21 protein-coding genes are annotated in these 23,965 nt (G+C 41.2%); 11 read left to right on the top strand and 10 right to left on the bottom strand.

Annotation, left to right across the window (positions count from 1 at the left end; all coding sequences use genetic code 11):
- The first annotated feature begins 174 nt into the window (after positions 1–174).
- The 3 genes from modA to V7K62_RS02920 all read left to right on the top strand — a co-directional run bounded on the left by modA (position 175) and on the right by V7K62_RS02920 (position 2,775).
- Positions 175–1,029 (top strand): molybdate ABC transporter substrate-binding protein, encoded by an 855-nt coding sequence (gene modA, locus V7K62_RS02930; RefSeq protein ID WP_334861526.1) that lies wholly within the window; start codon positions 175–177, stop codon positions 1,027–1,029.
- Between the two features lie 65 nt (positions 1,030–1,094).
- On the top strand, positions 1,095–1,721 hold the full coding sequence (locus V7K62_RS02925; RefSeq protein ID WP_334861524.1) for a DUF642 domain-containing protein: 627 nt from the start codon (positions 1,095–1,097) through the stop codon (positions 1,719–1,721).
- Between the two features lie 376 nt (positions 1,722–2,097).
- Positions 2,098–2,775 carry a PEP-CTERM sorting domain-containing protein gene (locus V7K62_RS02920; RefSeq protein ID WP_334861522.1) on the top strand — a complete coding sequence of 226 codons (678 nt, stop codon included), beginning with the start codon at positions 2,098–2,100 and terminating at the stop codon, positions 2,773–2,775.
- Between the two features lie 51 nt (positions 2,776–2,826).
- Here the strand turns inward: V7K62_RS02920 and V7K62_RS02915 are convergent, their stop codons facing one another.
- Positions 2,827–3,090: a hypothetical protein gene (locus tag V7K62_RS02915; RefSeq protein ID WP_334861520.1), complete on the bottom strand. Its 264-nt coding sequence runs from the start codon at positions 3,088–3,090 to the stop codon at positions 2,827–2,829.
- A 109-nt stretch (positions 3,091–3,199) separates the two neighbouring features.
- On the opposite strand from V7K62_RS02915, the gene V7K62_RS02910 reads away from it, so the two are divergent.
- On the top strand, positions 3,200–3,430 hold the full coding sequence (locus tag V7K62_RS02910) for a hypothetical protein (RefSeq protein ID WP_334861518.1): 231 nt from the start codon (positions 3,200–3,202) through the stop codon (positions 3,428–3,430).
- 124 nt (positions 3,431–3,554) lie between these two features.
- Positions 3,555–4,730: a homospermidine biosynthesis protein gene (locus V7K62_RS02905; protein WP_334861516.1), complete on the top strand. Its 1,176-nt coding sequence runs from the start codon at positions 3,555–3,557 to the stop codon at positions 4,728–4,730.
- Positions 4,731–4,782: 52 nt separating this feature from the next.
- On the opposite strand, the gene V7K62_RS02900 is transcribed toward V7K62_RS02905, so the two are convergent.
- From V7K62_RS02900 to V7K62_RS02885, 4 genes are all read right to left on the bottom strand, one after another.
- On the bottom strand, positions 4,783–7,122 hold the full coding sequence (locus V7K62_RS02900; protein WP_334861514.1) for an adenylate/guanylate cyclase domain-containing protein: 2,340 nt from the start codon (positions 7,120–7,122) through the stop codon (positions 4,783–4,785).
- An 831-nt stretch (positions 7,123–7,953) separates the two neighbouring features.
- A complete protein-coding gene (locus tag V7K62_RS02895) occupies positions 7,954–9,099 on the bottom strand; it encodes a hypothetical protein (protein ID WP_334861651.1) in 1,146 nt (381 codons plus the stop codon).
- 480 nt (positions 9,100–9,579) lie between these two features.
- The gene (gene speB / locus V7K62_RS02890; RefSeq protein WP_334861512.1) at positions 9,580–10,620 is read right to left on the bottom strand and encodes an agmatinase SpeB; all 1,041 of its coding nucleotides are present in this window, start codon (positions 10,618–10,620) and stop codon (positions 9,580–9,582) included.
- 141 nt (positions 10,621–10,761) lie between these two features.
- Entirely contained in the window at positions 10,762–11,064 is a 303-nt protein-coding gene (locus V7K62_RS02885) for an acylphosphatase (RefSeq protein WP_334861510.1), read from the bottom strand.
- 240 nt (positions 11,065–11,304) lie between these two features.
- On the opposite strand from V7K62_RS02885, the gene V7K62_RS02880 reads away from it, so the two are divergent.
- The 5 genes from V7K62_RS02880 to V7K62_RS02860 all read left to right on the top strand — a co-directional run bounded on the left by V7K62_RS02880 (position 11,305) and on the right by V7K62_RS02860 (position 19,976).
- A complete protein-coding gene (locus V7K62_RS02880; RefSeq protein WP_334861508.1) occupies positions 11,305–11,682 on the top strand; it encodes a DUF1823 family protein in 378 nt (125 codons plus the stop codon).
- 304 nt (positions 11,683–11,986) lie between these two features.
- Positions 11,987–13,645 (top strand): alpha-amylase family glycosyl hydrolase, encoded by a 1,659-nt coding sequence (locus tag V7K62_RS02875; protein ID WP_334861506.1) that lies wholly within the window; start codon positions 11,987–11,989, stop codon positions 13,643–13,645.
- 202 nt (positions 13,646–13,847) lie between these two features.
- A complete protein-coding gene (locus tag V7K62_RS02870; RefSeq protein ID WP_334861504.1) occupies positions 13,848–14,906 on the top strand; it encodes a 3-deoxy-7-phosphoheptulonate synthase in 1,059 nt (352 codons plus the stop codon).
- Between the two features lie 1,199 nt (positions 14,907–16,105).
- The gene (locus V7K62_RS02865; protein ID WP_334861502.1) at positions 16,106–18,301 is read left to right on the top strand and encodes a lytic transglycosylase domain-containing protein; all 2,196 of its coding nucleotides are present in this window, start codon (positions 16,106–16,108) and stop codon (positions 18,299–18,301) included.
- A 292-nt stretch (positions 18,302–18,593) separates the two neighbouring features.
- Entirely contained in the window at positions 18,594–19,976 is a 1,383-nt protein-coding gene (locus V7K62_RS02860) for an MATE family efflux transporter (RefSeq protein ID WP_334861500.1), read from the top strand.
- Between the two features lie 120 nt (positions 19,977–20,096).
- Here the strand turns inward: V7K62_RS02860 and V7K62_RS02855 are convergent, their stop codons facing one another.
- From V7K62_RS02855 to V7K62_RS02840, 4 genes are all read right to left on the bottom strand, one after another.
- The gene (locus V7K62_RS02855; RefSeq protein ID WP_334861498.1) at positions 20,097–21,137 is read right to left on the bottom strand and encodes a D-alanine--D-alanine ligase family protein; all 1,041 of its coding nucleotides are present in this window, start codon (positions 21,135–21,137) and stop codon (positions 20,097–20,099) included.
- Between the two features lie 39 nt (positions 21,138–21,176).
- A complete protein-coding gene (locus V7K62_RS02850) occupies positions 21,177–21,554 on the bottom strand; it encodes an SET domain-containing protein (RefSeq protein ID WP_334861497.1) in 378 nt (125 codons plus the stop codon).
- A gap of 120 nt (positions 21,555–21,674) precedes the next feature.
- Complete coding sequence (locus tag V7K62_RS02845) at positions 21,675–22,829, bottom strand: KamA family radical SAM protein (protein WP_334861495.1); 1,155 nt, start codon at positions 22,827–22,829, stop codon at positions 21,675–21,677.
- Between the two features lie 116 nt (positions 22,830–22,945).
- Entirely contained in the window at positions 22,946–23,197 is a 252-nt protein-coding gene (locus V7K62_RS02840) for a hypothetical protein (RefSeq protein ID WP_334861493.1), read from the bottom strand.
- 215 nt (positions 23,198–23,412) lie between these two features.
- On the opposite strand from V7K62_RS02840, the gene V7K62_RS02835 reads away from it, so the two are divergent.
- Positions 23,413–23,574: a hypothetical protein gene (locus V7K62_RS02835; RefSeq protein ID WP_334861491.1), complete on the top strand. Its 162-nt coding sequence runs from the start codon at positions 23,413–23,415 to the stop codon at positions 23,572–23,574.
- 115 nt (positions 23,575–23,689) lie between these two features.
- Here V7K62_RS02835 and V7K62_RS02830 read toward each other — a convergent pair whose 3' ends face one another.
- The gene (locus V7K62_RS02830; protein WP_334861489.1) at positions 23,690–23,929 is read right to left on the bottom strand and encodes a hypothetical protein; all 240 of its coding nucleotides are present in this window, start codon (positions 23,927–23,929) and stop codon (positions 23,690–23,692) included.
- Positions 23,930–23,965 lie beyond the last annotated feature (36 nt).

Raw genomic sequence — 23,965 nt, 5'->3', positions numbered from 1 at the left:
GGCTGTTTATTTCCAAAATTTATGATGCGTGGGACTTACGCCAAAACCCTTTCTAGCTCCAATTTATCCATATTCTCAGCCATCTCTGTGGTTGCTTTTTCCGTTGCCTGTGTGTAACTCAGGTATGTCAACAATGAGACTTTTAGGTAATATTTTCCCCAAACTATAACTTTCATGAACAGAAGAAGACTTATTGCTTGGATTGCTACAGCAGTTAGCAGCATGATGCTGGTAATAGGCTTGCAGTTCGTCAATTTATCGCCAGCAAGCTCTGTAACCACACTTAACGTGTATGCGGCTGTCAGCTTAACAAACGCACTGAATGCCATTAAAACTCAGTACCAAAATGCTAACCCAGGCGTCAACATTGTTTATACATTTGGTGCTTCTGGTACCTTACTGAGCCAAATACAAGCAGCAGCGCCAGCAGATATTTTCATTTCTGCTGCTACCAACCAAATAGATGTATTGCAGAATTCAACCCCAAGTAAATTGGTTGCAGGTAGCCGTAAAAACGTTGTCAAAAACCGTCTAGTTTTGATTGCTCCTACGACACCTCCCGTTAGTGCTGGTAGTGCTGCTCTCACTAGCTTCAATGGTTTGACCAATGCCAACATTACTGGTATTGCCATCGGTGACTACACAGGTACTCCTCCAGTTGTGCCAGCAGGAAATTATGCCAAACAAGTTCTCACTAGCCGAGGTATTTTCACTACTCTCAGCCCTAAATTATACCGTGCTAGTAATGTGCGTAACGTTTTAACTGCTGTTGAAAATAAAACTCTTGTAGTTGGAGGTGTAAATAAAACCATCAACGCAGGTGCTGTTTACAAAACTGATGCTGCCATTTCTAACAAGGTAAGAGTCGTACAAACTGCCCTCACAACAGAGAGCGATTCGATTGTTTATCCACTGGGTATACTCACCAGAACTACAGTTTTATCGACGGCACAGAGTTTTTCTAACTACTTAAGTGGTAGTACTGCTCAGAATATCTTCAAAAATACTTACGGGTTTATTCTGCCTTAATACCACAAAGTAAATCAATCAAGTACTCATTGTCGTGAATTTTGAACTATTTGGAGTCATGTCTTGTGAAGTTCACTAAAAAACTCTCAATTATTGTTTGTAGTTTGACTACTGCTTTCCTTCATACTGCTGTGATTACCAATACTTATAAGTCAGTAGCACAAGCGGAAGGACAAGAACTGATTATCAACGGGGGATTTGAATACGACTCTCTCGTAGATCCTAATAATCCCGACACTACAAATCCTAATGTTACAGGATGGGTTAAATCTGGTGATCCTATAGATACATCAGGTATTAAAATTGACAATTTTCCTAATACTGGTAAGCAGGGATTATCCCTCGGTGGCTTTTCAGCCATTAGCTACATATCACAGACTATCCCTACACTTCCTGGTCAAGACTACAAACTTACTTACTATTTCGCATCCACAGAAGAAGCACCTGATCTGAAGAATAAATTTAAGGTTTTTGTAGGTGGAGAAAATGTTTCTGTGAAAAAGAATACTCCTTACCAACCCTATACGCAATACACGTTAAATTTTAAAGCAAAAGGAAGATCCACTGAGATAAAGTTTGGCTCGAAAGCCAAGTATGCGTTTTTATATTTGGATGATGTGAGTGTCAAAGCTACACCTTTACATCAAAGAAAAAAATATGGGAATGAAGTGATAGATGATGGAGATGAATAAATCATAGGTAGAAGTCTGTCAAGTTTAAATTGATGGGTAAGTAAGTTCTTACGTAAGGAATTTAGTCCTTTATAATCTAAAACTAAAATCTTTACTAAAACCCGAAAAACTAGCTTGATAAAGTAGTAAAAGTTCAAGCAGTGTCTGGCTCTATAGTATCGATAATACTACTAAAATTCATCTGATTAAAAAACTCCATTATGGGTTTATTGAGAAACATTGCCTTGGGTGTATGAATCATTATCCACATCTATAGATAACTCTTATAAACCAGAATAAAGTTTTTAATTTTATTGATACTACTTAGAGCCAGCATGGGTATAACTATCAACTTTTTTTAATTGTTGTCATGGGAAATTATTTGGAGTCAAGTTTCATGAAGTTAACAAAAAAAATCTCAATTATTATTTTTAGTTTCACTACTACCTTAGCTAGCACTGCTGTAATTACTGGTACTTATATTCCAGTAGCACAAGCAGAATATGATCCTAACTATGTCCTAGATCCTAGAGACCTTGTTTTTAACGGAGGATTTGAACTCGACCCCCTCGTAGATCCTAATAATCCCAGCATGACAAATACTAATGTTACAGGATGGACTAAGTTTGGCGATCCGATGGATACATCAGGAACTAGAATTAGCAATTTTCCTCAAAGTGGTAATCAAGGCTTATCACTTGGTGGATTTATAGACCTTAGCTACATATCACAGACACTTTCTACACAACCTGGTCAGCAATATGAACTTAGTTATTATTTAGCATCTATAGCTGAAGCTCCTGATCTTGATAATGAATTTCAGACATTTGTAGGTGGAAATAATATTTTTGATCAAAAAAACATTTCTTTTCAAGCATACACGCCATATAAGTTCAATTTTACGGCAGACGCATCATCCACAGAGTTAAAGTTTGGGAATGTGGATAGACACGCATTTTTATACTTGGATAATGTGAGTGTAAAACCGATACCTGAGCCATCAACTATTGGAGGAATAGTAGTTACTGCTGGTTTATTGGGAATATGGTTGAAAAAAAAGAAGGCAATTAGCTAGAAAAAATGGCTTTTTTTTGTCCCTTTTGGAAAACAACAGAGCGTAAATCCCTCAAACTTCTATACCAAGAATGCATAAGTGATCCTTGATTAGTTGTTTGCCTAAATGCATTATTTCTTGCTCTCTCTGCCCGGAGCGAATAACACATTTTTTTTCATGCAGCAATGTTGCCAAGAAACTAGGAATGGCTTGGAATCCCAGTCCTTTTTCAGCATTGATGTTTTGAATGAGCGTTTTTGGAGTAATAGGTTGCCAATTCCAATTAGTAGGAATTATGGCCATGTTTTCAAGAAAGCGATCGCAAACACTATTCACCTGATCTGCTTTCCCATTACCATCAAATTCCTTTGTCCACTCCTAGTTAAAGCAGCGTACCGCGATTTGTCTCAAAATAATGGCGAATTGAAGCAAGATCCTTAAAGATATGTCATTAATCCAAAGACTATCGCCGGAATTTAGGCAACACTGTGAAGCGATCGCAACTGAACAACGAAGCTTACTTCGAGTGCGATCGTTTGAGCCATTACCCGCAGACACTCTAGCAGCAAAGTTAGGAGCAACACTGTTTACACCCGATCGGGTGACAAATTTAGAGCCAGAGCAAGTAGCGTTATTACTTGCTAGCGATGAGTGGTCAGGAGCGATTATAAGCTGAAAAAGCTTTCTTTTCCTACTCCCCACTTGCTTTTTCAAGGTAGTGATCAAAAAGTATTGCTGTCACTTTGCCTGAAAGCTAGATAACATTAGATTCGGCGAGTTTACTGTTCGGGAGTACCAAAATGTCTAAACAGCTGGGTCAAAAAATCGCACCTACACCTATATCAAATGATATCAATGTGGTGGACTTGATTGATCAATATTTCACCGCTTACAACTCAGCGCGGTTGCGGGAAATCTGTCAACTACTGAGTCGTGATGTGCTAACGGAAGGTGTCACGGTGGGAGTTAGTCTTTCCGGTGCGATGACGCCAGCAGGATTCGGGGTTTCAGCGCTTGCACCCTTAATTCGCAACGGCTTTATTGACTGGATGATTAGCACTGGTGCAAATCTTTACCACGATATGCACTATGGTTTGGGTTTTGAACTCTTTGCTGGTAATCCGTTTTTGGATGATGTGAAACTGCGTCAAGAAGGCACGATCCGCATTTATGACATTATCTTTGGTTACGATGTGCTGCTAGAAACTGATGCGTTCATCCGCAAGATTCTGCAAGGAGAAGCGTTTCAGAAGCGGATGGGAACGGCTGAGTTTCACCATTTACTAGGTAAATATGTCCGAGAAGTAGAAAAGCAATTGGGTGTGCAGCATTCCTGCTTGTTAGCTACAGCTTATGAATATGGCGTACCGATTTATACGTCTTCTCCAGGAGATAGCTCAATTGGGATGAACGTGGCGGCTTTAGCGTTGGAAGGTTCGCAGTTGGTGATAGATCCATCAATTGACGTAAATGAGACAGCTGCGATCGCATATAATGCCCGTGAATCAGGTGGTAAAAGTGCAGCTGTAATTCTCGGTGGCGGCAGTCCTAAAAACTTTTTGCTACAAACCCAACCGCAACTTCACGAAGTCTTAGGACTAGAAGAACGAGGACACGATTACTTTGTGCAATTTACCGATGCGCGTCCAGATACAGGCGGTTTATCTGGGGCGACCCCATCGGAAGCCGTCAGTTGGGGTAAGATTGACCCGGAGGAGTTACCTAACACAATCGTTTGTTATACCGATAGCACGATCGCTCTACCACTGGTGACAGCATACGTCTTGAATAAGTGCCAGCCTCGTCCCCTGAAGCGTGTGTACGACAGGCGAGAAGCCATTTTGGAGAAACTGCAAAAAGATTATCTAGCAGCCAAAACCCGACCATCGGATCAGGTTCCAGCAGCGGTTGCTGAAAATGCTTCACAGCCAACAGCGACTTATCCCTGTGGGCGGTTGATTCCGAATACTCATTAGGGGAATAGGGAATAGGGAATAGGGAGTTTTAATATGCCCCACTCCCCTTTTCTCACTTCCGTCCAATCAACAAATAAGTTGTGATTTTCCCTTTGCCTTTAACTTCGATTTCGCCTCGTTTTTCAAATAAAAATTCATCACACAAGCACTTATAAGTATCTTCTGTAACCTGGATTTTACCAGCAATCCCTTGGGATTCAATACAGCTAGCGATGTTTACCGTGTCTCCCCAGAGATCATAAGTAAACTTGTTCACGTCAATTACTCCCGCCACTACGGAAGCACTATGGATGCCGATACGGATGCTGAAATTTTGGTTATTCTCAGTATTAAATAGAGCGATCGCAGTTTGCATATCCAGTGCCATCAGAGCGATCGCTTCAGTATGATCTGGGCGGTGTATGGGCAAGCCGCCTACTACCATATAAGCATCATTAATGGTCTTGATTCTCTCTAAACCATGTTGTTTGGTGAGGCGATCGAAAGCTGAGAAAATTGGGTTGAGTAAGTTCAGCAGTTGAATTGCACTCATAGAAGTAGCAATTTCGGTAAAGCCGACGATATCTGCAAATAAAACGGTGACATCAGCAAAGTCTTCGGCAATGCTAGCTGGTGGTTCCTTCAGTTCTTTAGAAATTGCGGCTGGCAAAATATTCAGCAATAAACGTTCGGTTTCTTTCTGCTGATGGCGCAACGCTTCTTCTGCTGCTAGTCGCTGGGTGACATTCCGAAAAATGCCGCGAGTCGCAACTGGATGACCTTCGACAAATTTACAGTTAATGTTACCTTCTAAAAAGATTGTTTGACCGTCTTTAGTAACGAATGCGGCTTTTAGTTCCCCCAACTTTTCTCCTGACAACACGCGATAAAATCTTTGCAAACAGTGTTGTTTAAACTCTGGATGTATAATATCGAAAACACTCATATTCGCAATTTCAGCTTCGCTATATCCTAAAGTTTCTCGCCATGCACGATTGACATACAAAAAATGACCAGATGGATTGACGGATTGAATCAAGTCATTAGCATTTTCAAATAAATCTCGATATCGTTCTTCACTTTCTACAAGAGCATTTTCTGCTTGTTTACGTTTGATAAACTGGGCAATTTGGCTACCAATAGAACCCATCATTTGCAATAAATCTTTATCTTTTGGTTGTAACTCCCGGCTAAAAAAAACCATCACTCCTAAGATTTCACTATCGTCTAAAATCGGGAAGCCAAAAGCTGCGTGCAATCCAGCCTCAGCAGCAGGTAGCGATCGCCTTTTATCTCCATCTACTGTGATATCTTTAATCCACAAGGGCAAACGTCTGATCCAAATTCGACCAGGTAAGCCAACACCAGGTGTATAGGTAGCTTGCCAGGTGATTGCTTTAAACTCTCGCGCCGAAATTACTCGACTTGACCAAATTTCCACACACCTTAGTACTGCATTGAGGCTATCTCCCTGTACCGAAGTGCCAATATATTGGCTTGCTGTCCAAAGTTCGCCTAAATCCCATCCCAAGTTTTGACAAATCGACTGCAAAATTTGTGGAATTCCCTGCTTTATGCTCTGTGATTCTGATAATATGCGAGTAATAGCATACTGGGCACTTGTACGCTGTTCCCGGCGTTGCCAAGCAGTAATATCCCGACCAATGTAGACAATATCTTCTAGTCCTTCTGTTTTTTTCACAATCACTGAGCAAGAAAAAGCAATCAACAACTTTTCTCTAGTTTTTGTTCGACAAACTACTTCTATATTCTGTGAACTTCGCTTCAAATAAGAATGTTGATAAATTGCGTTTATTAGCAGTTGTTCATCATCAATTATCAGTGATATTGGTTGATTAATTAATTCTTCTTCCCGAAAACCAAATAATTCTTGAGCAACACGATTGACTTTTTTTATTTTTCCTAAATTACTGGTTACTAACAAAGCATCTGCCATTGAAGTAATTACTTGTTCAATGTAATTTTTGTATGAGATTAAAGCACTCGATAGCAGATTAGTTTTCTTAGTTTGTTGTGCTAATTTTTGCTTTAAAACAAGCCTATCTGTAACATCTTCAATCAAGAGTATTAATTTATTTTCCTGCTGTTCACCGATAATATATATATCTATATATAGATGCAATTTATGCTCAAAATATCGTTCAATTGCTTGTAATTCAAACAGTTTTTGCTCCCCTTGTAGGAGAGCTTTTAACATATCTTCAAGTCCGATCAACTCTGGAAAACTTAGCCGGATATCTTTTCCCCGTAGCACCTCATCAGGATATTCTGCAAACCGTTGTACTTGTTCGGATGTATCTATGATGCAGAAATTATCATCCAGTTCCAAGCGTTCAAACTTAAGGTAAAAAGAAGGTTTGTTAAAAATCCGATTTAGTACTTGGTCTTTCATTATGGTATAGAAACAGGCTTTAGACTTATCTTTAAAAGGAAGATTCTCAGGAAAGAGAAGATTTTAAGCGATAGGAAGATAAAACCTCTAATTTTTGCTAGATGACGCTATCATCATAGTGAAAATTAATAACTCAGCATAACTAACAATTAATAATTTAGCACTACTAGTGATTATTTTAGCTATTCTTTCAAATGTTTGATTAATATACAAGCCTGTTTGGCCAAAATTTGTAGAAGTTATTATTACTTAGTTTTTTTACTAAAATTGATATTAATTGATTAAGTTTGCTATTTTTTCACATCAATCCACTATGGTTGAGCGAAAACGACTAGTTCACTATGGCGGAAGTTTGCCTACCTTTAACAAGTTGTTTAGAGCAACTTCTCTGGTTAATTAAGATGGTAGCTGGATTTCCGTCGTGCTGTACTAGTACTTTGTCAAGCTAGTTTTGAGGGTTTTTAGTCCTTACTAAAAACTTGCTTACCCATCATTTTAAACTAAATAAGCTTGATTAATATTTTTAATATACTTCTTTTGGAGGATTGACAATTAAATACAATATTGATTTTTAAGCAGCTTATATTTAATAGTTGTCTTCATCTTTAATTTTAATCCTATGTGGTATTTTACAAAACGGCGAATTAGGTTATAGCAATTCTCTGTGAAGCTGCACATTATTTTCGCTATCTTGAAAGTTCATCTTTCAAGATAGCGCGATCGCCACTAGGAAATTTCAAACCCGTCACTTTGTAAGAGAGTGGCGAGTCTGTAGCAAGATCCCGCAGAGTATCCTCCACTCTTTGTATTCTTAAATTCCATCAATAAGGTTTATGATTGGGCGCTGGCTACGATTTGATTCCAAGCTTTAATTGCTGTCTGTAAATTCTTCGGCAGGTTATTTTGAGAAATATCGTTGTACTTAACCGTACCTTCTTGGCTGGTGAGGGTGTAGGTGATATAATCAGCAGCACCACTGGGGGCTGGGTAACTCAAATTCCGAAATTTACTAAACTTAGAACGTTCTAGCGATCGCACAAATTGTTGTACTTGTTGCACAGAAACGCGGCGAACACTACGTTCAGAATCATTAGCATCACCAATCCGCACGCGAATCAGTCCCCCATCTTTGAGTAAAACAGTCTGGTAGGTTCTGCCAGCAAAACCCCCACTGGAAATTTGGCGAAATACTATATCTCGATCTAACGGTGGTGGTAACTCACTAGCTGGAATTTGTACAGGGGCCAGTGTATTTTCGTTAGCCTTTTGATTCAGCCTGAGTGCGGAACCTGTTTGATTGGTATGATAAACTAAGGTTTGGTCAACCGCACCAACAACCACCCGCCAGCCTGATACTAAAGCTTGGGTACAGAATTCATCAGCATTAGCTAATTCTAAACAGCTATCTCTCCAAGTTTGCTGTTGAACCTCAATAATGGTTAACTGAGAAATTGGCTGTTGCAAACGTCTGGATGCGGCTTGTAAAACCGCATTTTTTACAGATGCAGGTAATTTATCTGGCAGATTTTCTGAGGGAGTATTTGCCGAAGCTAAACGTAGCGATCGCCCATTGTTATTGGTATGATAAATCCAGTTTTCTTTGCCATTAGATACTACAATCCGCCAACCAGTAACTAACGCTTGCGTGCAGATTTCATCAGCTTGAGGCAATTCCAAGCAACCATTGCGCCAAGTCTGTTGATTGTAATCAATAATTTGCAGTTGTCTAGTAAAAATTCCCTGTCTGCGGGCTAAATCTCGCAGTACGGCGTTAGCTACTGGACGTGGCAAACGGTTTGGTTTAATATTGTCTTTGAGAACTTCATTGCTTGTTTCTAGGGAGAAATTCGCAGAAGCGCCCGTAGCACCTTTGACAAGTGTTAAACCGCTAGCAACAGACAAAATTCCAGTCAAAATCAAAGCAGTGAAAATTCGCGCTTGATTGGTGTTAAAGTAGTTTTTCAGCATGATTTTCATAGTAAGATAGAACAAATAAATAGTATCCAGCCACTAATAGACAATAAAGAATATAATTCCAAAACTTCAGCAGTTAGAATTAGTTTAGTATTTGTGTTCGGAAACAGATACAGCGTTTCCTAATCAGATGAGATAGATCATAGTCCCCTCTTCGCTTGCGGGGAGGGGGTTGGGGGTGGGGTTCTTGTACCTCACTCAACTGAGAACCGCTATATATAGACAGACGTTGATGTACTGATTGTTTGTTCCTTATACAAATACTGGATGAAAATGCACTCAATCAAAACGCCCTATAGTCCTACGGCAATCAACTAAGAACTCAGAAGCTCAGGCTTCACTAAGTAGTTGGATTGTCCAACTCATCAACCTGCAAAAGCTTTACCTCGAAAACAATCAATTGAGCAGTTAGCCCCGTGCTTAAACCCGTTTATTTTTCCGCCAATCTGATTCCAATTCACTCTAAATTCTGACTCCTGACTCCTAAATTCTGTTTGATAAATCCATCAAATTTGCCAACTTGTAAACTACCCGCGCTCCTACATTACCATCCCACTCCGCATCACCGACTTCGCAGATATCAAAGCCAATAATTTTTCTCCCACTATTGACCAATTCCCGGAACAGACAAAATGTTTGCTCTAATTCCAACCCACCTGGAACAGGAGTACCTGTACTCGGACAGAGTTTTGGATCTAAACCATCTACATCAAAGCTAATATAAACATACTCAGGTAAATGACTGATAATTTCTCGGCATAAATCAATCCAAGTTATGCCAGAGTAAAGCTTTTGCTTAATAGCTGGGTCGTAATAAGCAATAATGCGACTATCAGATTGGTCAATCATTTGCACTTCATCATGACTAATATCACGCAAACCTACCTGCACTAACTTAGAAATTTGCGGCATTTTCATCGCATTAAACATAATCGATGCATGGGAAAACTCGAATCCCTCATAAGCATCGCGTAAATCTGCGTGGGCATCAATGTGCAAAATGCCATAGTTTGGGTATTTAGCTGCTAATGCTTGGAAATAACCTAAAGGCGAACTGTGATCTCCACCAATGACTGCAACTCGCTTACCATTATTTATTGCTGCCTGACAATTTTCAAACAGCCATTGATTAACCTGTTTACCAGCCTGATTAATTTCTGTCAGGACAGATGTTAAATCTGGTGTATCTGAGAGTTGTTTACCTTGGGCTAATCGCTCGATAATTTTTGCTGCCAAAGCACGGTAGTATGTGTTCTTCTCTAAAATATCTTGGGGAATTTCCTCCATGAAAATTCCCTGCTTCCAACCATCGGGGTTATCAAAATCGAACAAATCTAGTTGAGTCGAAGCATCTAGAATTCGCTGTGGGCCATTAGCAGTGCCAGCACCATAAGAAACAGTGACTTCCCACGGCACACCAAAGACAATCAAGTTTGCAGACTCATAATCGCAAGGCAAACCTAAGAGGTTGCCATTTATTTCACCTACGCCACTGGGATTGTAGTCTTTTAATTGATTACTCATTTAGTATCTTCTGGATTTACCTGGATAGACAGCACGCCATCTAGTGGACATCTGCATTGTAATCAAAATTTTTCACAGGCGGTTAACTGCTTCAAGGGATCAGTAGGAAAAGTTTTTCTTTCCTGTGCCCTTGTTAACTCCCTACTCAACCCGCTTAACTTCAAATCCCCGCAACCCTTCCGGTACTTCATATTCAACCACAACATTTTTAACCACAGCAGCCGGTGGCCCAGAGTGACACCAGCGAACCATGTTATCTACAATCTCTCGCCCCCCTTCAAAGATTGCCTCTACTCGACTATCGGGAAGATTCCGCACCCAACCGCTTAATCCCAACTGCCTAGCTGTATCTACAGTGGCGTAGCGATAGCCCACTCCTTGGACTCGGCCAGAAATGAATACATGGGCACGAATGATCTTTGGCAGTGCTGTGGAATTCTGCATAGACTGGTCTAATCTTTACGATTTCCAGTCTACCTAGTTTGTGTATACACAATCTGTTTTTAACTCCAACTCGCGAAATTAATCCCGATCTTTCTTACTACCTACTAACTTTTGTACATTTCTAGCGCTTTTCAAGTAATTGAAATACACCACTCCCCATCTAAGTTGTAGTTTAAATACCTAAAAACTGCTGTAATTTAATCAGTAGTCAGTTTTTCCACTTGGAATTTTGAATTGTTTATGTCTAACCTGCCACCACTTAATACAGAAACAATTTTGGCAATTCTTGACGATAAACTTAATGATGCCACAGTCAACCAGTTGCTATGGCATTATTTAGGCTATCGCTATGACTCCTCAATTGCACAATGGGACACTAGCCAAGTTGCACCAGAATGGCAGAATGAGTACCCACAACCACCAGATTTCATTGAATCTCGCCCCGCAACTGTCAAGTTGACTCGTTCCATTCCTGTTGAAAATAAACAAATGCTAAAAGAAAAACTGGGTTTCAAAGGTTACAAAATTGGGGAATTTGGGCCGCGGCAAACTCGTAGGGCAACGGCGGCGAATTGGTTGTTAAGTTATTTGCAACAAACTAACAACAAGAAAGAGTAATTTTATAGTAGATATTTGGCAAAAAAATATCCTATTTTTACCGAATATCTGCTGTATTATAATCTTATAAAAACTATTAGTTTTATAGTAATGTTTTTAATATAGTAAATCTGCACTTTAGTCAACAAAAAAATGCTATAAACAGCCAAAAATCAAAAAACTATGGTTAACTTTTATAAAAAAATTATAAGTTATTCCTGAAGATAGAAGCACTCTCGAGCTAATTATTTCTCTAGAGCTATTTGCAAATTCAATTGAGCATCAGAGAATATATCTATCAACCCTTGATCTTACAAACACTTCTATGGCAAAGCCGATTGAATTTAATTTATTTGCACCTTACAACAAAGGAGCCGCATTAATTGGTTCTTTTTCTGATTGGCAAGAAATTCCAATGGAAAGAGGTGATGATGGTTATTTCCGCACAAGTGTTGAACTAGAAGATGGCGTTTATAAATATAAATTTCGCATCCAGTCAAATTCATGGTTTTTTGAACCAGAACAATGGGTTGATGTTACAGATCCTTATGCAACTGATATAGATGAACAAAGTGGAAAAGACGATGGTGTTATCCGGGTTAAAGATGGGAAAAAGATTACGGATACTTATGTTTGGCAACATGATGATAAACCTTTACCTGCTGACCACGAATTAGTAATTTATGAATTGCACGTCGGTGACTTTTCTGGTGGCGAGGATGATCCTTATGCACGAGGTAAGTACAAACACGTCATTGAAAAGTTAGATTATTTGTGTGAACTAGGAATCAACGCTATTGAGTTGATGCCACTTAAAGAATATCCTGGTGATTATAGCTGGGGTTATAATCCGCGCCACTTCTTTGCAACAGAATCAAGTTATGGTTCTACGGCTGAGTTGAAAAATTTGATTGATGAGTGTCACGGCAAAGGTATTCGTGTAATTCTTGACGGTATTTATAACCACTCAGAAGCATCTGCTCCTTTAACACAAATTGACCACGATTATTGGTATCATCATGAACCTCGTGATCCTGATAATAATTGGGGGCCTGAGTTTAATTACGAACATTATGATGAAAAATTAGATATTCATCCAGCCTGGAAATTTACTGGTGAGGCAATCCGTTTTTGGATATCAGAATATCATCTTGATGGTATTCGCTATGATGCCGCGCGGCAAATTGCTAACTACGACTTCATGCACTGGATTGTTCAGGAAGCCAAAAAAACTGCTAGCATGAAGCCTTTTTACAATGTTGCCGAACACATTCCTGAAACTACCAGCATTACCAATGTAGATGGGCCAATGGATGGTTGCTGGCATGACAGTTTTTATCACTGTATTCTAGAACACATTTGCGGTGATACATTTGATTTAGAGCGTCTCAAAGATGTCATTGACTGCAAACGCCAAGGTTTTTTGGGTGCCACCAATGTAGTAAATTATCTCACCAACCACGACCATAACCATGTCATGGTTGAACTGGGGAACCGTGAGATTTTTGACGAAGAAGCCTTTAGGCGGGTTAAATTAGGAGTAGCCATTCTAATGACTGCTGTTGGCGTACCTTTGATTTGGATGGGAGAAGAATTTGGCGAGTATAAACCTAAACAACCTGAATCATCCAAAATCGATTGGACGCTGTTAGGGAATGATTTAAATCGGAGTTTATTTGAATCCTACAAAGGTTTGACCAACCTGCGTAAAAGCAATCATGCTCTCTACACGGAAAATATTGATTTTATCCACGAAAATGCAGAGGCAAAAGTATTAGCTTATACTCGTTGGAATGATGAAGGTTCTCGTGTAGTCGTAATAGCAAATTTCTCAGAAAACTTGCTAGCAGGCTATCATGTTCCTAACTTTCCTAGTGCTGGTACATGGCACGAGTGGACAGGCAATTATGATGTCGAAGCTGGTGACGATGGCATCATAATTGACTTGGGGCCATACGAAGCCAAAGTATTTGTATGGCAGTAATGATATACACTACCACTCACTCAGTAGTCCGATAGCAAAGAAAAGGGGAAAATATTTCCCCTTTTTCAGTTATTATATTATCTTATTCACTTACAGTCTAATTAGAAATTTGTCAAGCAGAAAATAAGCTATTTTAAAATCTCATGGGTTTGTGTTACACTTTTGAGTTGAAGTGCGTATATAGAATTGCCAGAGCATCCCCATGCACAACAAATTATTTAATAGTAATATCGACAACGCTAACATTGAGAACGATCGCATTTTATTAACTCCCAATGAAGTCAAGTCAAAATTACCTTTAACACAATTAGCCGAGCAAAGAGTTTTAGCATATAGGCAGGAAATAGAAGATATCCTAGATTTTCAGGATCGCAGGAAATTTATAGTAGTTGGCCCATGCTCAATCCACGACCCAAAAGCAGCACTCGAATATTCTGAGAGGTTGAAAATCTTGGCCGAGCAAGTCAAGGATAACCTGCTACTAATTATGCGAGTGTATTTTGAAAAACCAAGAACAACTGTAGGCTGGAAAGGGTTAATTAACGATCCAGATATGGATGATTCTTTCCATGTCGAGAATGGTTTATTAATTGCACGAGAGCTACTATTAAAAATTACAGAGTTGGGATTACCTGCTGGCACAGAAGCCCTAGATCCAATCATACCTCAATACATCAGTGAACTGATTACATGGTCTGCCATTGGCGCACGCACAACTGAATCACAAACTCACCGCGAAATGGCAAGTGGGCTTTCGATGCCTGTAGGTTTTAAAAACGGTACTGACGGTAATATTCAAGTAGCTTTGAATGCCCTAGAATCAGCTGGAAACCCGCATAATTTTTTGGGAATTAATCAAAACGGACAGGTCAGCGTCTTTCAAACTAAAGGTAATGGCTATGGTCATGTAATTTTAAGGGGTGGTAGTCAACCCAACTTTGATCCAGCAAATGTCAAACTGGTAGAAGAGAAATTAAAAAAGGCAAATTTACCACCGAGAATTGTGATCGACTGTAGCCACGGCAATACTAATAAAGATTACAAATTACAAGGTGCTGTCTTAGAAAATATTATTCACCAAATAGTGGATGGTAATACATCAATTGTTGGCATGATGCTGGAATCGCATTTGTATGAAGGTAGTCAACCAATTACTGGTAAACAAGAAGAATTAAAATATGGTGTTTCTGTAACTGACAAATGTATTAGCTGGGAAGAAACCGAAAAAATTATTTTGGCTGCTCACGAAAAACTTAAATGAGAAGTCAGAATTCAGAATAAAATCAATGGGGGATTTCGAGGATGTTTGTCAAGTCTTAAAGTATACTAAAAACCCCGATTCCATTAGACTTCTTGCAGAAATCAAAAAAAGCACCCCACCCCGCCTTTGACTTACGTCAAAGTCTCCCCTCCCCGCAAGCGGGGAGGGGCTGGGGGTGGGCTGTTAGGGGACTTTTGCAAGAGGTCTATTCTTTTGCCTGTTTAGGCTACGGTGTACACACAAATCGGAAAACCTGCTCCACATTAGCTTTAATTTGGTAGGGTGCATTAGAGGATGTTTTAAAAGTATTTGGCTGTGATTTTAGGCACTTTGATCCCCCCTAACCCACGCCAGTCGCTCCACTTGGGGAGACCCCAAGACCGCGCTGGCTCCCCTTAAAAAGGGGGGCAACCGGAATCAAAGTCCCCCAATTTATCGGGGGATTTAGGGGGATCTAAAATGTTTTGATACCGACAAGAGGACTTTTAAAACATCCTCTTAGGACTAAAGTCCTAACGCCGCGAAAATCTCTGACGGTGCGTTACGCTGACGCGATAACACACCCGACAAAATGAGATTTGGGATAATTAAATCATTTATTTGTGTGTACACCGTAGCCCCGTTGCGAGGAGAGGCTTTGAAATCCCCCTTTAGGTGAAAGCGCAGCAGCTAATGACCTGGAAATTGCGCCCAAGTGGTGGCAACGAATTCCATTTATTGAGGAAGGGTTTAAGAGGATGTTTTAAAAGTCGTGATTAATGTATCAAATATTTTTACCCCTCCCTAACCCTCGCCTTTACAAGGGGAGGGAACCGGATTTTTCTTGTTTCCCCCCTTTACAAGGGGGGACTAAGGGGGGTAACAACGCAATTAAAATCACAGTCAAACACTTTTCAAACATCCTCTAAGACTCGGACTGTTGCCTCAGCTTCCCGCAGGGGTACGAGAGTTCAGTAGTTCCAAATCCGTAGGAGTCAAATCCCCAAGTGAAGAGCTACCTCCTACAACCTTGAAGATATATCCAAGTATAGATGTAATAGTATCTAATATGTGCTAATTACTCAGTACTACCAATTGTAGGATTGAAAATTAGTATTTTTCTACATAAAATTAAAAATCTAAAATTAAAAATTGGTAACACTGATGGTTAGGAGTGCTAGAGTTTCAAGAAATTCACCGGAACTTTTCAGCGGGTATTCATGCTGAAGAAACTACAGAAAAAGCAAATTTCGATAATTGTGGGTGCAGCACTGTTTGCCTTTTTAGCTGGGGCAATGGTATCAGCACCTGAGATTGGCAAGTCTCTGGGTAAATGGCTCAAACTGAGTCAGAACAAAGCAGAGCAAAGATCAGACGGTAGTATTGCCCAATCAGTCGTCTTTGGGCTGATATCGCAATCGCTGCCAGAACGGGCGGCAAAACTAGCAGCGATCGCCCAAGAATCGCGCTCGCCAGACCGAAATCGCGCTCGTTATCTTTTGGCGAGTGATTATATTGAAAGAACCCAAGGGCAAAAAGCTCTAGTTTTACTCCAAGGACTAGAGAAAGACTATCCCATCCTCGCGCCCTACATTTTGCTGAAACAAGCCCAGGCAGAGGATATGCTGGGTGAGGACGGCAAAGCTTCGGATCTTAGGCAAAGGGTGCTGAAACAGTATCCCAAAGAAGCGGCCGCCGTGAAAGCGCTATATCTAATTGCTCAACCGAAGCAACAAGAAACCGCGATCGCTCAATTTCCTTCCAATCCTCTGACTTGGGAAATTATCCGCAAACGCTTGCAAGAAAATCCCAATCAGCCACAATTACAGTTGATATTAGCTAAATATGCCTACGATCAACCGGGTATAGTGGGTGTTTTGGATCAGCTAGTAAAACAGCCCACGCTCAAACCCGAAGACTGGGAACTCATTGGTACCAGCTATTGGGAAAATAGTCAATTTCCGAAAGCGGCGGATGCTTATGCCAAAGCACCCAAAACATCGCGCAACCTTTACCGTACTGCCCGGGGCTTACAGGTAGGAGGCAAAGATAAAGAAAAAGCGATCGCCACCTATAAACAAGTGGTGCAGCAATTTCCCAATACTGAGGAAACTGGGAATGCTCTACTGCGGTTAGCAGAAACCGCAAAAACAGCTAAAGACGGCTTACCCTATCTCGATCAGGTAGTTAGTAAATTTCCCAAACAAGCTGGTACTGCACTGGTACAAAAAGCCAAAACTCTCCAAACTCTCAAGGATCAAAAGTCAGCTAGCGCGGCGTGGCAATTACTCATAGCCAAATACGGTAATTCTGATGAAGCAGCAGAGTACCGCTGGAAAATCGCCCAAGATAAAGCCAATGCCAAAGATTACGTCGGTGCTTGGCAATGGGCAGAACCAATTGTCACCAACAACCCCAATAGTATTTTGGCTCCAAGAGCAGGTTTTTGGGTAGGGAAATGGGCAGCTTCACTGGGGAAACAGCAAGAATCTAAAACTGCTTATGAGTATGTGATTAGCCAGTTTCCTTACTCTTACTATGCATGGCGAGCCGCGACAATGTTGGGGCTAAATGTCGGCAATTTTGACAATGTGCGCGTCATGAACCCGGAAGTAATCACACCCCAGCGCCCAGTACCGCCTGCTGGTTCTGAAACTTTCAAAGAATTGTATCTGCTGGGTCAAGACCGCGATGCCTGGTTACAATGGCAAACAGAATTTCAGAACAAAATTCAGCCAACGGTAATAGAGCAATTTACTGAAGGGTTGATCCGACAGGCTAAGGGAGAAAATCTCATCGGAATTGACAAAATTTCTAAATTGGAAGACCGGGAAATACCAGCGGAACTTGCCCAATATCAGACTCTGAGTAAACAAATCACCTACTGGCAAGCCCGTTATCCAATTCCCTATCTCCGAGAGATTGAAAAGTGGTCTACTGAGCGTCAACTCAATCCTCTGCTAGTAACTGCTCTGATGCGTCAAGAGTCACGGTTTGAGCCAAAAATCAAATCTGTCGCTGATGCTACTGGCTTAATGCAGCTGTTGCCGAGTACAGCTAAATGGATCGCCCCACAAATCAAGGTGGATTTCAAAACAATAAACTTAGAAAATCCCAATGATAACATCATGCTGGGTACATGGTATTTGGGTCATACCCACGATCAATATAACAATAACTCATTGCTGGCGATCGCCAGTTACAATGCTGGCCCTGGCAACGTCTCCAAATGGCTGCAAACTCTAACTACAAAAGATCCAGATGAGTTTGTTGAAGAAATTCCCTTTGATGAAACTAAAAATTATGTGCGGCAAGTATTTGGCAATTACTGGAATTATCTGAGGCTTTACAACCCGGAGATTTCCGGCATCGTCGCCAAATATTCGACTACACACCCAAAACTACCGAGCCAGTAATTTCTGCTGTATGAGGGTAGAAATGAGGAGGTAGGGAGTGGGGAAGATTAATAACTCCCTACCTGCACTCACACGTGGGCACTCCTGAATTCTCCTCTTTTACGGCTAAAAGGTAATATTTTACACGTAGTCAATCTGAAGCGATGCCGACGGCGGGCTGCGCCTACGCAATTTTTTATATTCAGAGGGTGAGGCGATCGCTAATAGCTTGAGTTGATTGCACCTGTGGCCTTAATATATCTTAATGTATTAAGTGTTACCTTTTTAGCCCCTTCCTTAATTTTTGTGCCCAATGGAGTTAACTTCAAAAGAATTTAAGTCAGAACTGATATTAGAAGTCCAAGCCTGTCTGCAATTGGCAGTTCCTTTGGTAATTACTCAAATATTAGAAGCGGGCATTCCTTTATTGGATGGGGTAATGATGGGCTTACTTAACAGCCAAGCTTTAGCTGCGGGTGCTTTAGGTGCTGTTGCCTTTTCTACTCTAGCTTCCGTTTGTCGTTCTATTCTTTCAGCTGCGGGTGTGAATGTCGCCAATGCTTTTGGTGCAGGAAAAATAGACCAAATTAGCCGTGCTACCGGTCAAGGGATTTGGTTAGCTGTGACAATGTGCTTACCTGTGATGTTTATCATTTGGCACTTTGACTATATCCTGCTGCTGACTGGTCAAGAAGAAAGCAATGTATTATTGGCTCAAACATATTTGCGAGCTATTGTTTGGGCTTTTCCGGCTGCCCTCGGTTTTTGTATCTTAAAAGAAGTTAGCTCTGCCCTCAATCGCCCCCAATTCTTAACAGTAATTACGGTGGCTGGACTATTATTAAATGCGGTTGCTAATTACGTCCTAATGTTCGGTAAATTTGGTTTACCAGCCCTTGGTTTAGCTGGTATCGGTTGGGCAAGCACACTCATTTTTTGGCTGAATTTTATCGCCGCCGCCAGTTGGATTTGCTTCGATAACTACTTTAAAGAATACCAACTTAATAGCGCTTTAGATAAATTTGATCGGGAGATGTTTGTAGATATCTTCCAAACCGGATGGTTTTTGGGGTTACAGTATGGAGCAGAAATTGGAGTATTCACTGCCACTGCTTTACTGATGGGGTGGTTTGGGACAGACACGTTAGCAGCCCATGAAATTACCGTCGAGACGGAAAGTTTTGTTGAAACGGTATCTATAGGTATTTCCTATGCTGTCACGATGAGAGTAGGGCAGATGAGGGGGCAAAATGATCTCAAGGGTGCAAGCAGAGCAGGATTTGTCTGCATTGCGCTTGTTACTCCCATTGTGAGCATTGTGGCACTAATTTTTTGGCTGTTTCCCAACTATATTGTGGCAATGTATTTGGACACCAGTAATCTGGATAATATCGAGATAGTTAAAACAGCAATTTCTTTTCTAGCTGTGGGGGCAATAGTCCAGATATTTTATTCTATTCAGACTATTGCTGCTGGTGCTTTAATTGGGTTGAAGGATACCAAAGTACCAGTGTTAATCACTATGTTCGCTTACTGGGGGGTAGGTCTAGGTGGCGGCTATCTGATGACATTCACTTTCGGCTGGGGTGCTATAGGTTTATGGTTAGGTTTAGTACTAGGGCTACTCATGGGTGCAGTGCTTTTAACTTGGCGTTTTTATCTTTTGACTTCTGAGAGTCTGGTTGAACAGTCCTAAAAACTTCAGCTAAAATAAATTTTAAGTGAGAAAAACTAAACAATTGATGGCTCGTAGTAAGGACTTTAGTCCTTATTTTCTAAGCACTAAAGTCCTTACTACAAACCCTCGCAACTAGCTTCAGCATTTGTACCTTTGCCATGCAGACTCGACTATTTCAGCAATGATTTCTGTGTATGTCACACCACCCAAACGTCCCATAATTGGCAAGTCTGAGCGGATATGATCTAGCCCTGGCAATGGGTTAAGCTCCATAAACTGCAACACACCATGAGCATCGCAGCGCAGATCCACGCGGGCAGCGTCACGGCAACCAAGAGTATGGTAAGCATCCAACGCTAGTTGCTTTGCCTGTGCTGCCAGTGCTTCGGGATCTATGAGTAAACGATAAGATACCCGTTCCAGATATTCATCTTTGTTGAGGGTGGTATAGGCAAAAGCTTCCGCAAGTCCTGTAAAAATTACTTCCATCACACCGATTACTCGTGAGTTGCTACCGTTGCCAACAATGCCCACTGTTACTTCTCTACCAGGAAGAAAGGTTTCTACGAGTACTGGTTGCTGAAAAAGTTCGTGTAACAATTGATAAGTATTTACTAGCTCCTCGCGTTCTTTGACAAGAGAACGTCCAGTTACCCCTTTAGAACTGCCCTCCGCTACAGGCTTGAGGAAAAGTGGCATTGGCAGTGACACAGCTGCTGCTTCTGCGGTAGTACTGACCACTTCAAAGGGGGCTGTGGGCAAACCGCGATCGCGTATCACCCTCTTAGCAAGCGCCTTGTCTAACGTTAAAGCGCAGGTAAGCGGATCGGAAAAGCTGTAAGGTTGAGCGAATAATTCGCAGACAGCCGGGACTTGGGCTTCGCGAGAACGGCCCTGCAAACCCTCAGCAATATTGAAAACCAGATCCCAGCGATCGCCTTTTGCCAAGCGCCCAGCAAGTTCTCTACCATTGCCGACACGTTCAATCTGATGACCTAACTGAAATAGTGCAGCTTCCAGCCCGATGATAGTTTCTTCATCGTCGAACTCCATCACCTCAGAGGCACTGAAACCAGCCTTAAGATAGTCTGCTTTCAGGTCATAACACAGACCAATTAATAACCCCATAGCCCGATAATTCCCAGCGAGAAAGCTTTCTCTGTTAGCTTTAATGTCCAAATTAGGTATCTTAATTAAGAAATTCCGATTACTAAATCCTTAATTAAGTGAAAATATCTCATCAACAACATCAAACCATATAGGAGATTTATCATCAGGAGAACCGTTGTAGTTGGCAGTAATTTCTTCTCCCGCTTCTATATCTCGATAGGCAATCAGATCCAACTCTCCCTCGGCGAAATTTTTCACATAATAACTATTGGGATGGTAAGAATGGTTGATCAAGGAAGATAAACCTAGAGCGATCGCCGCCGCTTTATCTTCCCAATCGTAGTAATAGTTACCCAAAGTTGTTTTATCTAGGAATTCAACCTGTTCTGCGGGTATAACAACAACTGGCACTCTCTCAATAATCTCTCCTTTGAAAAAGCGCTTCTGTGCGAAGACACCTCGACCTTTTAGGTTTGTATTACCCACAATCAACACTCTAACTACTCTCCTGCGATTACTTAGTTTTTTGGTTCGCCAAGAAGTCAACAGAACTATTCCAATTGGCTCTTTTAGATGATGGCGCTCAACTTATATATAGTGTTACCCCTACTCCACTGGATCTACATAAGTGTATGTCTTACCTGCCCAATTTCGTAGTGTAGCTGTACCCTTCTCGTAAGCAAGTAGAGTCTCAGCTTGAATTGGGATTTTGCCACCACCGCCAGGGGCATCAATCACATAGGTTGGTACAGCGTAACCAGTAGTATGACCACGCAATTTAGAAATTAAATCCAGCCCAGTTTGAACACTTGTTCGCAGATGTGCGGTGCCAACAACTGGGTCGCATTGGTAAAGGTAATAAGGTCGCACCCGCAGCTTGAGAAGACCGTGAAACAGATTCTTCAGGGCTTTTTCAGAATCATTAACACCTTTTAATAGCACAGTTTGACTGCCTAGAGGAATGCCGCCATCAGCTAGGCGATCGCAAGCTTGTGCTACTTCCGGGGTAAGTTCCCGCAGATGACAAAAGTGCAAAGATAGCCACACACGATGTTTCCGAAGTAAGGCAACTAGTTCCGGTGTAATTCGCTGCGGCAAGAAACTCGGCACACGAGAACCAATTCGGATAAATTCAATGTGCTTAATGGCACGCAGCCGCCCCAGCAAGTTGTCTAAAGGTTCATCAGCCATCAACAAAGGATCACCACCGGAGATTAGCACATCACGGATCTCGGTGTGTTCCTCTAGGTAAGTGGCGATCGCATCCAAGCGCCGCGTTACTGGGTACATCTCACCTTGGCTCACCAAACGAGAGCGGGTGCAGTAACGACAATAAGCAGCGCAAGTGTCTAGGGCAAGTAGCAACACGCGATCGGGGTAGCGGTGTACGAGTCCTGGCACTGGAGTGTCGTCATCTTCACCGCATGGATCTACCATGTCTGCTGGACTAACTATTAGTTCTTCTTGCCGTGGTATCACTTGTAACCGTAGTGGGCAAAGCGGATCTTCTGGATCAAGTAATGATGCAAAGTATGGGGTTACAGCTACAGCAAACTTATCTGGTGCGATTAAAAGTCCCTGTTCTTCGGTAGCACTAAGCCTTAATAACTTCTGAAAATGCTCCAGCTTAGTCAACCGATGCCGCATTTGCCAGCGCCAATCGTTCCAGCGTTCCTGGTTGTAAGTCTCTCCCAAAATCTGACAAATTTCTTCACACCGAACATCGGTTACTAGAGGATCTAGAGTAGTGTTTTTGATCATGATTAGAACTAAATTAAGCTGAGAATAATAAACCAATCACAGCCTAGTTTATTTACCTACATTCTTAGGTAAAGTAAAAAAGTATTGACAACTGCGACTAGTTCTGATAAGAATCATCAAACAAGTGATGACTGTTGTGGCGTAGAAATATAAATAGTTTGGCTTGTTTGATGCCAGAGATGATAGCTGCTTTTACCTCTGATAACTTCGATGGGAGGATTCAAGTCAGGATTTGGCATATCCTCAGTACACTCTGGGTAATGCTTAGGAGCGTTGATAATTACCTCAGATTTAGATGCCTCAGCCTTAGCAACGTGAATAGCTAGCTTATGAGGTGTAACTTTAACATCGACTTGAATACAGGGCATGAAAACAAAGTTGAAGTACTCTCAAAATGATACCAAAAGTTCAACAATAAGTATCTTCCTACACAGAATATGTTTATGCTGTCATGCTTGTTAATTTCATTATTGATTCCGCCACTCAACTTCAGAAAGGCGTAAACACTTCTTCGGCGAGTCAACAGACATCGCAGCGATCGCTTTTAACTTGAGTTATTTATCAGGCAAGAATTTTTTGGAATGTGATGGGCTATACCCCGCCAAGAGCGATCGCGCGTTCTGTGCCAATTCCACAAAATAGTGGCTTGATGAACGTTGGTTATTATACGAGAGTTGTCCGCAAGGTTCGCTTTAATCGGCGCAACGTAAGGCAAATCAAGGTCTGTGACTACTGTCAGTGGTAAGGTTAAAAACCTTCAAATCCTGTATCGACAACACATTCAATTTCTACTTCTGCACCCCTCGCAGGACAAATAATCATACTTATAACTGCCTGAAGCCCAACAACTGTTCCATGTATCACTTTGCTGTCCTGACCAACGTACCACCGACAGCATAAACAGCATCATAGCCAATTCGCTCTGTCCAAATGATTGCGTTTGGCTGTTTAGTTTGCAGCCGATAACAAGCCACGATGAAATCGTTATCGATTTCGTAATCACCTGTAGTGATGTTAATTGCAATGATTTTGCCGATATTATCAGTAAACCAAAAAGTTTTTTCCCAAGAGCGATCGCTAATCAAGTTTACGTACTTCAAAGTACTATATACTACTAAGTATATAATTAATGCTTA

Origin of the sequence: Nostoc sp. (assembly GCF_036917935.1) — a bacterium.
Classification (GTDB): domain Bacteria; phylum Cyanobacteriota; class Cyanobacteriia; order Cyanobacteriales; family Nostocaceae; genus Nostoc.
Note: the sequence above shows the minus strand (reverse complement) of the source record. Positions and strands in the feature narration are given on the sequence as shown.